Here is a 15,333-nt window from a genome sequence, read left to right as displayed (position 1 = left end):
TAAGATAGCTTTGCGTCCAAGGAGTTGAAAATGAATATCGTGGGTTCCATCCGCGTCCTGGCGCCAGCCTTGGCCTGGATGATAGCAGCAGCAGCATGGTCATGTCCCGCTTCCCCCGAGCCGGTGGAGAAGCGCTTTGAAAATAATGCCTGGCAGTTTGTCTGGGAATTGAAGGAGGCCCCAACCTGGCTGGGAGTGGAGTCCGCACCTATTCCGGCCAGTTTGCAGGAGTACCGGGATTACGCCAACGGTCAGACCGATACCGATCCCTTTGTCCTCCTGGCACGGCAAAGGGCGGTTTTTGAGAAAGCATATGGCATCAATGATCCGTCCCTCGAAGCCTTTCGGCTGATCGAAAGGCGCGAAGTCGGACGTATCGCGAACAGTTCATGTCTGGAATTGATGCTGATGGCGGAACATTTGAAGTTTCATCCCTTGAATGTTCCCGGTTCTGAATTCAGTGCCCGAATCTATCGCAAGCAATCCCAACTGAAAGTGTTTGCATCCTTTATCGAGCATGAGTCCATGGGTGCGCCCGGGGTGGCGATCAGCCTGGCCCAACGCAACGAAATTCAGAAGAATGCGTGGCAGTTCACGACGTTCCTCCACAATCATCCCTTTTCATTTCAAAACCCCTACGGTGATATTTCCGGCACTGTGATTCCCAGCGATCCTGATCTTGTAACATTCCGTAGTCTTTTTGAAGCCGAAGGCTTGCAGGCGGCATGGATCACCAACGGCATTCATTCGGCTCGCTATCAGTCCATGGACACCGATCGTCTGCTCTCAACCATCGGGCTGTGAGCCGCGCGGCAATTGTCTTTGCAAGCCCAGTAATTCCCGGTAGGGTGAGGCCAGTTTCAGATTATGGTCTCATCACGGGGAGTAAGTATTTTTATGATCTGCATTCAGGCGAGTCGTCCTGGTATTCTCGCAACCATCTTTTTCAGTCTCAGTGTTTTTCACACCCAAGGGGCTCTGGCAAAACCTGCGGCACCGTTAAACTGCGAAGTCGCCATCATTGGCGGCGGTGCTGGCGGTCTGCACACGGCCTTTCGCCTGGGACCTACTCTGGGGTCCAAGGTCTGCCTTTTTGAAAAAGAGCAGGACCTGGGCGGACGCATTCATGATATTTCCTATGAATCGCAGAACAAGGATGCGCCTCGCATGGGTGTAGGTGCGCGTCGCATTATGGAAACGCAGACTGTGGTTTTTGATCTGGCAGCTGAACTGGGACTGGAGCTGGAAAGCCCGCCGCTCGGCACGGATCTGATTCAAGCCCGAGGCCGGACGTCCTTCAGCAAGGACGATTTCGTTTCGCTCTATCCCGGCCTGCCTCTTAAGGACAATCCCGAGACGGATCAGGAAACCTGGCTTTACGATCAGCTGCGCCATGGCCCCGAGCGTGCCAGGGTCGACCAATATCCAGACTTTCGCAGCTATGTGAGCGCGGTGACCAAGCCAGCAGGACTTGATTACCTTCGTGATATGACGCGCTTCCGGGCCGATTTCGAATATCCACTCGATGCCCGAGGCTACATGGATTATCTGGATACGGAATGGGATGTGTGCTGCGTGGCGTCCTATCCCGTGGGTGGCATGTCGACGTTTATTCGTGGCATGGAGGAACGAGCGCAAAAGATGGGCGTCCGCATTTTCAAAGGCGAGCCTATCCGGACGATCAACCGCAAGGGAGCCGCCTATCAGCTGCAGAGTCATCGTTATAAGATCAACGCCCGTAAGCTGGTGATCGCAGTTCCTCCGCATGCGTTTCGTCACCTGCACGGTGATGTGCCTGCCCGCATTCATCAACAAAAAGCTTTCCAGGACATCATTGGGGTCAAGGTCGCCACCATCACCCAGTGGTGGCCTTCCGCCTGGTGGAAGGATATCCGTAATCCCGCGCTTCCGGACGGCAGCAATCAGGTCTGGCGAGCCTGGACAACTGACAGCTGTGTGAACTTTATCGAAATTCCCATGAACCCGGATGCGGCCCAGCAGAACGTGACACGATCGGTTTATGATGACGATCAGCGTTGTGTGGATCACTGGGAGAAGCTGGCGCAAAAATCGATGCAGCAGGTGGAAGCGGAAATTCATCAGGGTCTGACCAGGATCTTTAGCAACAATGGTGTGAGTGAACCAGCGACCGTCGCGATCCCGCAGCCCCTTAAGACTCATGTTCAGATCTGGCCTGCAGGCTGGCATTATCTGCGCGCGGGAGCGACTCATACCAATGCTGACATCACCGAATGGGCTGTGGAACCGCTGAAGGGAGAGCCGGTGGCTTTGGTGGGTGAAGCTTATTTCCCCAACCGCTCCGGCTGGAGCGATGGGGCTTATAAATCCTCAATCAAACTCTTGAACGCCCGCTATGGGATGCAGCTCAAGAGTGAATAAGAATTGATTCAGTGACCGCTCTGAGCCGCCGTTTTATTGGGAACGGCGGTGTGTTTTTCCAGAAACTGGGCCAGTCGCAGATAGAATTCATAGCGGTTGGCATCCTGACTGAAGCCATGACCCTCGGAATCCTTGGCCAACCATTCATAAGGTTTCTTGGCTTTTTCCAGGGCGTCGCGCAGGCGTTCGGCGTTCGAGAAGGGCACCCGGACATCATCCTTGCCATGGGCGATCATGATGGGAATTTTGATGCGATCGATATTGTAGAGGGCCGAACGTTTTTTCAGATCCGCTTCATCTGTTCCCAGCGCACGATCCATGTATTCCTCGCCTGCTTCCGACTCACCGGTATCACTGTCACTCCGTTGAATGGTCAAATCGGAAACACCCACATAGGTCACCGCACACCGGTACAGATCCGGTTCACGAACAGCACCCATCAGAGCCGCATAGCCGCCGTAACTGGCGCCAAAAATCGCCAGACGTTTGGCATCCGCATAGCCTTCCTTCACCAGCCAGTTGGTGGCATCAGTCAGGTCATCCTGCATCTTCAGGCCCCATTGCTTATAGCCGGACTCCAGAAACGGACGACCGTACCCACCTGAACCACGATAGTTAACCTTCAGCACGGCAAAGCCGCGCTGAGCCAGGAACTGAGCTTCGGGATCATAATCCCAGAAATCACGAATGCCATGAGGACCGCCGTGAACCACCAGGACAGCCGGCAGATTTTTCTGAGCGCCTTGGGGCGGCAGAGTCAGATATCCATGGATATCCAGACCATCGCGCGATTTAAATTTGACTGGTTTCATGCTCGCGAGCTTGGCGGATTTCAACCAGGGCATGGATTGCCCCAGAGGCGTGACCTTGCGACTTTTGACATCGATTTTATAAAATGAAGCGGGATTGGTATCGCTGGACACCATAAAAACACCCAAAGATTTATCGCGGGTCAAATTCAAACTGTTGACGCGCTGACCTTTGAAACTGACCAGCAGATCGCGGTACAATGTCATGATTTCAGAATCTGGGGCAATCATTTCAATTTCAGGATAGTCCGGATCATAAACCGCACCGACAAGACGATCCTCATCCATGATAGGACTGCTTACATCCACCACAGGGTCACTTGAAACGAGCTTCGATTGACCGCTTGTCAGATCCAAACGATAGATCGCATCCCGTCCGGTTTCGAGACCGGACATTAAATAAAGAGCCTTCGCCTTGGTATCCAGATGGAGGGGATTCAAGGAGCCTTTGCCTTTGACCGGATATTCCAGTTTGGTCCAGGGTGAGCCGCGTCCGAGGCGGTAGTGAATTTGACTCTCGTCAAAGCTTTGCTTGCTGGGTTCCAGCGCGACATTGACTTCACCATTCTGGTCTGCTAGCAAATACCCGCGCGCGATAGGAGGCGACGCCAGCAGCTTTTCGTCGCCGTTGTTGACATTCACTTTGACAGCAGTGGGTCGACCGCGGTCCGAGTAATGATACTTAGCCATCACTACATAGTTGGGATCATTGGGCAAGGTGCGTACTAATGAATAATAGGCCCATTTGCCCGCGAAAAAATTCTGGAAATTGCGGCCGTTGTAATCCACAAAATAGGTCCGAACGTCGGAATTACGGCCATCCAGGTAACCGAATTTCTTGCCTGCCTGCAGCATCAGGCGCGTATCATTCACCCACTCGTAGTTGATGACATGGCGTTCATCATCAAACTGGCCGGTAAAGATCAACTGACTCAGATCACTCGAAAGAATGCCGATCGAATTTATGCCATTCTTGGGATAAATCGCCGCAATGAAGCGGCCATCGGGGGAAATCTTCAGCTGAGAGTACTCCGCCTCTTTGAAGAAATCCTCCAGGGGCTGACCCTTGCCATTGAATGTTTTTAACTCCGTCTGAAGCTCATTGGTCAGCTGCGCCTTTTGAAAGGTGCAGCCCATAAAACTCCAGCTCACCAGCATGATGACTTTAAAAATAACTCGCACGTACCTGTTCCTCCATGGTCCAATCCACGGAGTTTGACGGAATTTCATCAAAAAATATGCAATAAATTTTTGGGGATTCATAAGCGTCAGAATGCCCCCGCGCGTTTACCCCGGCGTTTGCACCGGTGTTCACCGTGCAAACGCCGGGGGACTCGAGGAGAGACGAATCAAGGCTTCTCGCAACGATCCATATGCTGCACGAAGTATTCAAGATCCGCATACAGCGGATCGTCCTTGGTAATCACACAGCCTTTGCAGAAGACATTGCCCAGGACGGCTTCAAGAAGTTTCTTGGAATCGGTGACAGTTTTCAGAACCGCAAACGAGGCCGCTTCATCAGCACCTTGAGCGAATTCGGTCACACTATAACGGTTGGCCTTATTGTGACAGGTTCCGCACTCCGGTCGCAGATAGCCCTGATAAAGATAAGTGAAACCTTTTTCCATGCAAATCTCGTTCGGGCGAACCCCGGGCACGGCATATCCTTTGCTCGCCTGCTGATTCTGGGAAGGCAGATGAATCGGCTTCTTTTCAGCAGGAGTGGCCGCACTGTCGGATGTCGCAGGCGCCGTGGTTTCCGTCTCCGACCGTTCCGAAGCACTGGGTGTCGGTTGACACGCTGTCACGCCACTCCATAAAACACAGGCCATCACGAATCGAAGCATGAGATAGATCCTCCGTTATTTTAGGTTCGAGATCTTTGCCGCAGCTGCAGAGGGCAGCTGCTGCCCTCTGCAGCCGTAGCGGGCTGCTGCAGACCTCGGGGAAACAGCACGTGTTCTTCGAAATTGATATGCTGCATGATAGCAAATTCCAGTTCTTCAAGACCGCTGTACAGAGCACACCAGCTTTCGAATGCACCCGCGGGTGCTTGGAACTGATCCGCGAGCTGCCGAATTCGGCTCAGTTGCGCGCCCGTCGTTTCATGTTCATGGTGCAGGACTGTCATCGGTCCGTTCAGGAGCGGCGAAACGCGCGAAGACACGAGCCACTGCGGGATCTCGCGCGGCGCGATCCCCAAGGGTTTCGCGTGTCGCAGGATTTTTTCCAGCGATTCCAGGTTGCATACGTCAGCTCCCTCATCGTGCACTCCCAGTTAAGCGAAATTCGTGCCGAAATCTAAAACCCATGATCCTGCCACATTGAACTAGCCCGCTGTCATCCCGATAACGTATAATGTTATAAAACGGACAACACGTTATCAGATGGATAACCAGCCCAGGGACTCGCATGAACCCGACGGATCCTCTTGTTCAGGTCGCCCTCGACCTCTCGCAAAGCCTGCCGACCGATGCCCGCTACAGCCGCCTCTTGCAGGCGGTTCGAAAATTGGTGCCTGGCGCCGTGGCGGCTTTATTTCGCTTCGAGCATGGAATTCTTATTCCCCTGGCCGTCGACGGATTACCGGATACGCTGCTGAAACATCGATTTGTGCCGGGAGAACATCCTCGTTTGGCGACGATCCTGGGATCCCGTCGTCCCGTGCGTTTTGCGGCTGATGATCCTTTGCCGGATCCTTTTGATGCCTGGCTGCGTGATCCCGAAGACCCAAGCGATCGTGTGCATGCCTGCATGGGTTGTGGGCTTTGGGTGGAAAATCGAGCCGTTGGACTCCTGACCATGGACGCGCTGCAGCAGGGGGCCTTTGATGGGATCAGCAGCAGCCAGCTGGAACGCATTGCAGCTCTGGCATCAGCCACGATGCAAACCGCAGCCCTGATCGAAGCTCTGGAAGAAAAGGTGGAAAAAAATCAGCGGGTCGCCGCCGAGCTGCAGCGCGATAATTTCCATCGCGAAGGCAGTCTGCTCATCGGCGACAGTCTGCCCATCCAGACCCTGAAGAGCGAAATCCAAATGGTGGCGTCTTCGGATTTACCTGTCCTGATATTGGGAGAAACAGGAACCGGCAAGGAACTGGTTGCTCGACTTTTGCACATGGGTTCATCACGAAGCGAACAGGCCATGGTTCATGTGAATTGCGCGGCTCTCCCGGCAAGCATCGCGGAGAGTGAACTCTTCGGTCACACCAAGGGGGCGTTCACCGGAGCCATTCAGGACCGCATGGGAAAATTTGAATTGGCGGACGGCGGCACCTTGTTTTTGGATGAAGTGGGTGAATTGCCGCTTTCGATTCAGGCGACCATGCTACGTGCCTTGCAGTCGGGAGAAATTCAACGGGTGGGCTCGGATCGGTTGCACCAGGTTAATACCCGCGTGATTGCCGCGACCAATCGGGATCTGAGTCGCGAAGTGAAGCAGGGCCGGTTTCGCGCCGACCTTTATCATCGATTAAGTGTCTATCCCTTGCAAATCTCGCCGTTGCGGGATCACAAGGATGATATTGCCGTTCTATCCGATTACTTTCTGGGCCAGATCAGTTTGAAATTGGGTGCCCGTTCCCTGCGCCTGGAAAAGGATGCCCTGCACATCCTACAAAGTTATGATTGGCCGGGTAACGTCCGTGAGCTGGAACACAGTCTCACCCGAGCGGCTCTTCGGGCTTCGCGCGCGTCGGGCAAACCGGGTTCCCTCGTCAGGGCGGAACATCTGGATGGCATTTTCACCCAGTTGGCCTCGCCCCTGCCGTCCTCCAAACAAAAATCTCTGGATGTCTTTGAGCCCTTGGCCTTGTCGGTGCTGACCTTTCAAAAGAAGGAAATCCTGCGCGCCCTCAAGGCCAGCGATGGCAATTGGGCTGCGGCGGCCCGTTTACTGGGGATGCACCGAAGCAACCTGCATCGCCTGGCCCAACGGCTCGGCATCCGCTAACCAAACACGACGGTCGAGCCGTTCAAATGACGCCAAGCTCCGGGATGTGCGCTGCGAACCCTATCCACACACGGCGGTCGAACCGTTTAAATGACGCCAAACTCCGGGATGTGCGCTGCGAACGAGTCGTGCTAATCTGCGCTCGAACTTCGCACTTTGTCTTATCAGGAGCACCATCGTGTCAACACTTGTACCTGGAGTCGATCCGCAAGGGCTTCTCGAATATTCTGTGGTCTTTAACGATCGTTCCCTCAATCATATGTCGGCCACCTTCCAAGGCATCATGCGATCCATTTCCAGCACCCTGAAACAGGTGTATGCAGCGGACGCGGTGACGATTGTTCCCGGTGGTGGAACCTACGGAATGGAAGCCGTCGCTCGGCAGTTTGCGACGGGTCGACGCTGTCTCGTCCTGCGCAACGGCTGGTTCAGCTATCGCTGGAGCCAGATTTTCGAAATGGGCAGCATTCCGGCTGAACATAAAGTTTTGAAGGCACGCCGTCCGAGTGCCGAACGTTTTGCACCTTTCAGCCCTGCGCCCCTCGCTGAAGTCCTGCAAGCGATTCAAACGGACAAGCCGGATCTGGTGTTGGCTCCGCATGTGGAAACAGCGTCGGGGATTATATTGCCCGATGATTATATTCAAGCCGTCGCCGAGGCTGTCCACGCGGTGGGTGGTCTCTTCATCCTCGATTGCATTGCCTCCGGAACGGTTTGGGTGGATATGAAAAAATGCGGTGTGGATATTCTGATCAGCGCCCCGCAGAAAGGCTGGAGCGCCAGCCCGTGCAGTGCTTTAATCATGCTCAACAAGGAAGCCAGGCAGCGCATGGAGACCACCCGCAGCACGAGCTTTGCTTGCGATCTTCTCAAGTGGACGCAGATCATGCAGGCCTATGAAGCCGGTGGTCATGCCTATCATGCGACCATGCCGACCGATGCGCTCGCCCGCTTTCATGAGGCTATGAAGGAAGCAGAAAAGCTGGGTTTTGCCAGCCTTGCTGACCAGCAGCGTGAACTGGGTCGCAAAGTTCGAGCGCTCCTGGCCAGCCGAGGATTTGCGAGCGTCGCGGCCCCAGGATTCGAAGCACCCGGCGTGGTGGTGTGCTACAGCGATGATGATGGTCTGCATAAAGGCAGCAAGTTTGCCAAAGTTGGATTGCAAACAGCCGCAGGTGTGCCGCTCATGTGTGATGAGCCCGCGGATTACAAAACATTTCGTTTGGGACTTTTTGGGCTGGATAAGCTCATGAATATTGATCGGACCGTGCAGCATCTGCAGAAGGCTTTGGATCAGATGGGATGATCCCCCCGAAGCATCGGAGGATCTGGTGTCACGTCCGGCATCAGGGAGAATTGGTATTACGGCTGAAACGTTCCAATCAAGGTGGCTTTACCAAGACTCTTGCCTTCCAACTCCGTTTTATTGGTCGTGGAATTGGCCGTCAGATTCAAGGTCTCGCCTGCTTTGATCGCATAAATGGTCCATTCATAGCGATGCAGGTTGGGTGGATTGGGACCACCATAGTTTCTAAATTGGTTAGCACCTAAAGCTTCGGCTGGGGCCGCAAGGTTGTTGCCAGCCGGTATATTCACGGGCAGCTGCGTGGTGGTCGCTGGAATGTTCGAGATCATCCAGTGCACCAGCGGCTGCGGGTTGGCAAAATCGAGGTCGATCATTTGAATCGCAAACGAACCGGTGCCGGCCGGGGCGTTCTTCCACTGCAAGGGCGGTGATTGATTGCCGCCTCCCTGTCGAGCCACATAAAGGACAGGAATGGGAGCCATGTTCGCAAACGCGGTACTCGTGATGGCCATAGGCGCGGGAGCAGCCGGTGGCGTGGCAGGAGGCGTTGCGGGTTTATCCTCAACCTTGGGCGTTGCCGCGGTGTCAGCCGTAGTCTTACCATCCGCGCTGTCACCATCTTGCGTCTTGGTGCTGTCGCCGGTCGAAACAACCGGCGTTTGTTGGGTTTTCGTCGCGGGGGCCGTGGGCACAGCGGATGAGCATCCCAGGGTCAAGAGGAGCGCCGCGCTGTACAAAACTTTGATAGTGCATGATGCTTTTTTCATTGATATGCCTCCGGTCACACTATCGGCTCTGGACCTCAATAACTTGAGAAAGTGAAAATCCCCGGCTCTTCTTCAAGCGATAAGACCCCCTTCGAAGCACGCAAACCTCATGCAATAACAGCAACTCATCCTCTTTCATCACGTAGACTACTTATTGGTGCCCATGGTCTTGACGAAACGACCCAAAAAATTCTTACTACGCCTGCGATACCAGTACGTTACAAACAGACACGGTTCTTGCAAGACATCAACTATTACACACGTAGCCCATGCTTAACCAGTGAGGTCATCCCTTATGAAAAAGCAGTTGGCTTTGGTCATCACCTTCCTGTCCACCCTTGCGGTTTCGGTTCCCACTGGAATGGCTGGGGAAAAGATTGCGGACGAGGACGAGGATGATGCCAGCCTTTACATGCTCAATCTTAATGGAGCCGAACACATCGCATCCACAGCTTCCATTCGTGTTAAAATCTTTCCCCATGAACGCGATTTCCTGCCTCATGGTAAGGATGAAGTTCTGGATCAGTTCACGATTCGGGCGGACAGTCCTTGTACTATCTTTAAGGCCAGCCAGGATCAAATTGCACCCGCAGGCATTTTGCAGAAGGATCAAACCCTGATCCAGCTCAAGGCCTCGGATCTTCAAACGGCCATGATCATCGATTGCCCCGAGCAATTTACCTTGGAACGCAATTCCGGCGAGGCGCTGAAGACGCTGAGCTATTCAGGATTGCTGTATGTTCATGCGGTTAAGAAGCAAGAGCAGACCATGCTGGAGGCTATCAATGTGGTCAGCCTGCGCGGTTATCTGCGCGGCGTGGTCCCATCCGAAGTCTTTCATCACTGGCCTATGGAAGCTCTGAAGAGTCAGGCTGTGGCGGCTCGTACGTATGCCGTTTACCACATTCTGCGCGCTCGTCGTTATGCTCCAGCGCGACTTTGGGATGTTGATGATACGGTGATGTATCAAGCCTATACGGGCGTGACGCATCGCAAAGAAAAAACCGATGAAGCTGTTTTCGCCACCGAAGGCCAGATTCTGCTGTACCAGGGTCAGGTCATCCAGGCCTTCTACCATGCGGAAAGCGGTGGGTCGACCGAAGAAGCCAGCACCATCTGGGATAAGCCGGCGCCTTTTACCGTGGCGCGTCCCGAAGCCAGCGATCTGGAAATGAATCGAGTTGTTTGGGAACGCCCATTCAGTCTGAGCGAGTTAACCGAGAAGATGAAGGAAATGGGTCACTGGACCAAGGATCGCCCGATTGCCCGCGTTGTGGTTCCCATGGTGGGCCAGACCAATTCGGGTCGCGTGAAAGCTGTGACCATGATCGACGCCAAAGGTGAATATGTAACCATCCCTACGCGAACATTCAAGCGCGTGGTGGGAACTCTGCCATCCAACCTTTTTACCGTCAACCCTGCGGAAGATGGTCAAATCATGATCAAGGGCCTGGGCTTCGGCCACGGCGTGGGCATGAGCCAGCAGGGTGCAGCGGCACTGGCAGGACGCAAAGCCTGGACCTATCGCCAGATCCTGGATTACTTTTACGTGCGCACCAGCCTATGCTCGATCGATAACAATCGTGAAGGCGTTCCAGACTGTGCACGCGAAACAATCAAATACATGAAACAGGTCGCCCACGTGCCGGCACGCTAACCGTCCGCGCGGACTCATTCCCAAACGCCATGCAGTAATCTTATGGGACGCCCGCGTCCCGGCATCTCCATCCAAACGCCATGCAGTAAACTTCTGGGACGCCCGCGTCCCGTCATCTCCATCCAAAAGCCATGCAGTAAAATTCTGGCACTCCCACGTCCCATCATCTCCATCCAAACGCCATGCAGTAAATTTCCAACACACCGTAAATCATTGTTGGCAGACATAACCTTGGCCTAAGATGGTCTTCCCTAACAAGCGGAGGACCCTCCATGCGCCATGCCCTCTTGATACTAAGCCTCGTATTCAGCATCCCTTCAGCTCGAGCAGGAACCTTGTCCTGGAATCAAACTCTCTGGAACCCAGCCGAAGGAACACAAATCCACCCCACAGAATTCGATAAACTCGCCGGTCAACCAACCATCTTCGTGTTGGGTGAGGAACACTATAATCCACCCGTGCAGTTGGCCGAAGCCTGGCTGATCACTCGCATCGCCCATGAGTTGCCCAAGGCGAGTCAGCTGATTCTAGGCTGGGAATTTCTCAACACCGAGGATCGCTTCCGGATCAACGAACATTACGCGCAGTATAAGGACCATACTCTCAGCAGCGAAGAATTTCTGCAGCAGCTGTTCCCGGCTGGACCTGCCACCACTGAATATGCACCCGTGCTTGAAAGCGCCCGGGCTCATGGCGCTGCGCTGGTCCCGACCAATCTGTCCCGCGCGCAAAAGAGTCCTGTGACGCGGGGAGGAATTGAAGCTCTCGACCCCACGCTGCTGCCCAAGGACTTCATCCTGGGCGGTCCCCTCTACTGGGAACGCTTTCAAGAGGCCATGGGTCCGCATCCCCTGCCCTATCCTATCGAGAATTACTTCGCGGCGCAGAGCCTCACCGATGAAGTCATGGCGACGGAACTGCTCAGGCTTCCGAGTGACTCATCGAGAGTCCTCATAACCGGCGCCTTTCATGGCGACTACCGTCAAGGCGTGGTAACCAGCCTCGAACGTCGAAGCCCGAATGTGCCTGTCGTTTATATTCGTATTGTGGATGCTCAGGTGTGGACCGAGGACGAGCTTCGCGCGTTCTTCGTGCATCCGCGCTATGGGCCCGTCGCCGATCTTCTCTACGTGGTGAATGAGCCCTCTCGCCCCTGAAGCCAAAAGGAGGCCCCTCCGCCAGGAAAGGCCTCTTACAATGAGAAGTACCACTTGGGGAAGGCTCATGACTACGAATGTGTGGTTCGCAGACCAGGGTAATGGCTGAGCTTATTGTCCTGCCAGAGCCGCGTTGGCACCAGCAATCACACAGTTGTCCATCTGGACCTGACTGGCGAACATACAGTCAGGGGTCGCCAGGAAATCACCAAGTAAAGGATTCGCCACGTTCACTTCGATGCGGGACTGTTCGATGGCCTGGGTCTGCAGAATGCTCAGTTCCTGACGGGAGATGAAACCCTGAGTCCGCAAGCTGCTCCACTGAGTCCGGTAAGGTTCGTTCTGCAAGAGGCCGTCCAACACAGATTCCGTAATGCCCAGTTCCTCTTTCACATCGCTCTTGCTCATCGAGCGGTTGAAGAAGCGGAAGGCCTGGTTCACAGGATCTGGACTCTTGGGGTCGATACCTAACTGAGTCAGAGCATTGAAGTGGAAGGCATTGTCTTTATCCATCGCAGCCTTGAACACGGCGTCTTCAGGATAGATATTCAGAATCTTTTCCATTTCAGCCTGAGAGAAGGCCGTTACGTTCGCTTGAGCAAAAGCCCGAACTTCATCCTTCTTGTAGAGCAGACCAGCGCCGTGGCAGTTCATACAGGAGACACCATTGACGATCGCGGACAGGAACTGGGAGGGTGCATCATTCTGCTTCACGATACTGGTAGGACCCTTATCCAGAATCACACCGGCGTTGTTGACCAGGCGATAACCAAGCATACCGTTAGGCAATTGGAAGATGATCTCACCACCGTCATGCTGAAAGCTCTTCGCTGTATTCAAAGCGACCGGCCCCAGCGGATTGGCGAAGATGTTCTCGATCGCGTCGAGACGGGCGAAGTCATAGCTGATCCAGTAAGACAAACCATTGTTCTGGCTATGACGCTCAATCACACGGTTCTGGCTCGACACACCGGAGTTCTTAAAGCCGGAGCGCAAGACACGGTTGGCAGCAAGGTTAGCATTGATGTTAACACCCAGCTGAGCATCCAGAGCGGCCTGGTCGGCACCGAGCTGCATGAGACGCTCGTATGGAACCGGCATGGTCGCGGTTGCGATAAACCAGTCAGCACGAATCAGATAGTTGCTGGAGGCGGTGGCCGTGCGCAGGTTGGTATCATTTTGAGAGGCCTGAATCGAAACAGCATCGGAAACGGTATTCACAAATTGTTTGGAGAATGGATAGAAATCGCGCATCACGTCTTCAAAGACCTGAACCGGAACACCGATTTCATCCAGCTTGATGCGATAGATGAGTTTCTTGGCATCGACAGCCACCGGCTTGACCAAGACTGGCGAGCGCGACAGACTGTTGACGACTTTGGCGAAAGCTTTGCGCATAGCCTCTAAAGATGCATCGTTGGTACCGACATTGTTCGGCACATGGAAGGTGAAGTAACGGACCTGATTCTGATCAGCAGCCGGAACATTCAGCTGCAAATCCTTTTGAATCACGTCAAGAACTGTTGTTTCTTTCAAAGGAACGATCTGAACAGCCTTGAGGCTGGCAATCCACGACTTGATCGTGGCAGCTTCCTCAGGCTTCAGAGCGCCTGATGGAGGCATGTTACCAACAGGAGCCAACTTGGTGTAAATCAACGAACGCTCAGGGGCTCCTGCTACTATGTAGCGGTTACTGGCGATCATGGCTTCGACGTTATCGAGGCTACCGAAGTTACCCTGAATATTCTTTGCACTGTGGCAGCTGACGCAGGCACGATCCAGGATCGCAAGAGCTTCAGCCTGCAGATTTCCCTTGGCAACGGGAGTCTCTGCGGGTGTTTGGTCAGCAGCTTGGTTCTGGGGTGGCGTCTTGTTTTCCTCTATTTTTTCTACGCCGCTGATCTTGGATAGTACTGGTATGGAAGGGCTGGAACTACAAGCCCCCATCAGGAGCAGAATAAATATCCAAGGGCTGTAGTTTTTAAAAGTTGGTTTCATGTCCGGTCCCCTCGCAGGCTAAAAATGTTTCCGCGAACCTCATATGCAAAGTTTTATCGGAAAAAGTTGGCAATACTTTAGGATCCCGGCAAATAATGCTCAATAACAGGGACTTACGAGCATGTTCCAAAAGCTTCTGGTGCAAAAAATGGTGAGATTTGCGATTTTCGAGGTTTTGGGGGCTTTTCCCGTTAATAGAAACGATCAGAAATTTTGAATACGCCTTTGCCATAACCGACCGTGTAAGATCTTGATAATACGTCACTCCATCACTCTTCCTCAATTCTTTCCAAATTTTTCCGATAAAACTTTGCACATTCCGCAGGTGCCTGCGGGTCGGACCCATCGCGGTCCAAATTTAGAGGAAGGGACGGACTTATGTACTCAGCTATTTGCAATGCCTTTCAGGTCTTGTTTTTTTTGATATGGGCGCTCAGTTGTAAGGAATCCGATGCGACAGGTTCTTATAAGAATAAGAGAGCATTACCGGCTGCTGTGGAAGCTGCTCCAGTCGGCGACGATGCCACGGCCGGAGACGATGCGAATGATGAGGCTGTTCCAGCCGGCGCAGCCGGTTCCCTTGCCGAACAGGCCCAGGCTATCTTAAGTAAGAACTGTGCCCGCTGCCATGGCGCCACCAATCCCCAAGGTAATTTTGCGATTATCGACAACGTGCCGGCGATGCTGGCCAGCGGTCGCTATATCGTGGCTGGCAACCCTGAAGCATCCCTGATCTTTACCAAGCTCGCACCCTTTGGCAACATGCCTCCGGTCGGTCCTTTAGCATCAGGTGATGTCTCTATTATTAAGCAGTGGATTCAGAGCCTGCAGTCCAATCAGGTTGTGGCCTTGCGTGATACCCAGATTCTGGATGTGATTCAAAAGGATATCCAGTCGAGCGTGGCTGCTGCCGATCAAAACCAGGTTCGTTACTTCAGCTTGCATGTACCCAATAACGTCGGTGTTGCCGAAGCCGATTTGGAAATCATGCGGAAAGCTTTCTTTAAGGTCATCAACAGCCTGTCGCGTTCCCCGGTCATCGTCAAGCCTGTGCCCGTCGATGCCAAAAAGCTGGTTTATCGCCTTAAACTGGACGAAATGGGTATCCCGATCGCTGTCTTTGAATCGGTTATGGCTGACTTTTATCCTGGGCCGTCGAAACCTGCTACATCTAGCCGGACTTGAGACGGTCCCATTTTTGATCCAGTTTGTCTGATTCCAGCTGAGAAAAAATCCTCATCCTTTCCATCTTTCCCGTGACCCCGATTTCCTCTTTCTTCCAATTCGC

At 53.6% G+C, this 15,333-nt stretch carries 13 protein-coding genes; 7 read left to right on the top strand and 6 right to left on the bottom strand.

Going from position 1 to position 15,333, the window contains the following annotated elements; all coding sequences use genetic code 11:
* Positions 1-30: 30 nt before the first annotated feature.
* Both VE954_RS24960 and VE954_RS24955 read left to right on the top strand, forming a co-directional pair.
* Positions 31-804, top strand: coding sequence for a hypothetical protein (locus tag VE954_RS24960; RefSeq protein ID WP_324957952.1), 774 nt, complete (start codon positions 31-33; stop codon positions 802-804).
* Positions 805-897: 93 nt separating this feature from the next.
* Positions 898-2,400, top strand: coding sequence for an FAD-dependent oxidoreductase (locus VE954_RS24955; RefSeq protein WP_324957950.1), 1,503 nt, complete (start codon positions 898-900; stop codon positions 2,398-2,400).
* 8 nt (positions 2,401-2,408) lie between these two features.
* Here VE954_RS24955 and VE954_RS24950 read toward each other — a convergent pair whose 3' ends face one another.
* From VE954_RS24950 to VE954_RS24935, 4 genes are all read right to left on the bottom strand, one after another.
* Positions 2,409-4,391 carry a S9 family peptidase gene (locus VE954_RS24950; protein WP_324957948.1) on the bottom strand — a complete coding sequence of 661 codons (1,983 nt, stop codon included), beginning with the start codon at positions 4,389-4,391 and terminating at the stop codon, positions 2,409-2,411.
* Positions 4,392-4,558: 167 nt separating this feature from the next.
* Positions 4,559-5,056, bottom strand: coding sequence for a hypothetical protein (locus VE954_RS24945; RefSeq protein ID WP_324957946.1), 498 nt, complete (start codon positions 5,054-5,056; stop codon positions 4,559-4,561).
* A gap of 20 nt (positions 5,057-5,076) precedes the next feature.
* The gene (locus tag VE954_RS24940; protein ID WP_324957944.1) at positions 5,077-5,340 is read right to left on the bottom strand and encodes a hemerythrin domain-containing protein; all 264 of its coding nucleotides are present in this window, start codon (positions 5,338-5,340) and stop codon (positions 5,077-5,079) included.
* Positions 5,321-5,458, bottom strand: coding sequence for a hypothetical protein (locus VE954_RS24935; RefSeq protein ID WP_324957942.1), 138 nt, complete (start codon positions 5,456-5,458; stop codon positions 5,321-5,323). Before VE954_RS24935 ends, VE954_RS24940 begins: the two co-directional genes overlap by 20 nt.
* Positions 5,459-5,621: 163 nt before the next feature.
* Between VE954_RS24935 and norR the strand changes: the two genes are divergently transcribed.
* Together norR and VE954_RS24925 are read left to right on the top strand one after the other, a co-directional pair.
* Positions 5,622-7,160: a nitric oxide reductase transcriptional regulator NorR gene (norR, locus tag VE954_RS24930; RefSeq protein ID WP_324957940.1), complete on the top strand. Its 1,539-nt coding sequence runs from the start codon at positions 5,622-5,624 to the stop codon at positions 7,158-7,160.
* Between the two features lie 178 nt (positions 7,161-7,338).
* Positions 7,339-8,466, top strand: a complete 1,128-nt coding sequence (locus tag VE954_RS24925) for an aminotransferase class V-fold PLP-dependent enzyme (protein WP_324957938.1) — start codon at positions 7,339-7,341, stop codon at positions 8,464-8,466.
* A 56-nt stretch (positions 8,467-8,522) separates the two neighbouring features.
* Here the strand turns inward: VE954_RS24925 and VE954_RS24920 are convergent, their stop codons facing one another.
* A complete protein-coding gene (locus VE954_RS24920; RefSeq protein WP_324957936.1) occupies positions 8,523-9,233 on the bottom strand; it encodes a YbhB/YbcL family Raf kinase inhibitor-like protein in 711 nt (236 codons plus the stop codon).
* A gap of 295 nt (positions 9,234-9,528) precedes the next feature.
* Between VE954_RS24920 and VE954_RS24915 the strand changes: the two genes are divergently transcribed.
* Together VE954_RS24915 and VE954_RS24910 are read left to right on the top strand one after the other, a co-directional pair.
* Complete coding sequence (locus tag VE954_RS24915) at positions 9,529-10,890, top strand: SpoIID/LytB domain-containing protein (RefSeq protein WP_324957934.1); 1,362 nt, start codon at positions 9,529-9,531, stop codon at positions 10,888-10,890.
* A 272-nt stretch (positions 10,891-11,162) separates the two neighbouring features.
* Complete coding sequence (locus tag VE954_RS24910; protein ID WP_324957932.1) at positions 11,163-12,047, top strand: ChaN family lipoprotein; 885 nt, start codon at positions 11,163-11,165, stop codon at positions 12,045-12,047.
* 111 nt (positions 12,048-12,158) lie between these two features.
* On the opposite strand, the gene VE954_RS24905 is transcribed toward VE954_RS24910, so the two are convergent.
* Positions 12,159-14,045, bottom strand: a complete 1,887-nt coding sequence (locus tag VE954_RS24905; RefSeq protein ID WP_324957930.1) for a hypothetical protein — start codon at positions 14,043-14,045, stop codon at positions 12,159-12,161.
* 378 nt (positions 14,046-14,423) lie between these two features.
* Between VE954_RS24905 and VE954_RS24900 the strand changes: the two genes are divergently transcribed.
* Entirely contained in the window at positions 14,424-15,230 is an 807-nt protein-coding gene (locus VE954_RS24900) for a c-type cytochrome domain-containing protein (protein ID WP_324957928.1), read from the top strand.
* Positions 15,231-15,333: the final 103 nt, after the last annotated feature.

Source organism: Oligoflexus sp. (assembly GCF_035638955.1).
Classification (GTDB): domain Bacteria; phylum Bdellovibrionota_B; class Oligoflexia; order Oligoflexales; family Oligoflexaceae; genus Oligoflexus.
Note: the sequence above shows the minus strand (reverse complement) of the source record. Positions and strands in the feature narration are given on the sequence as shown.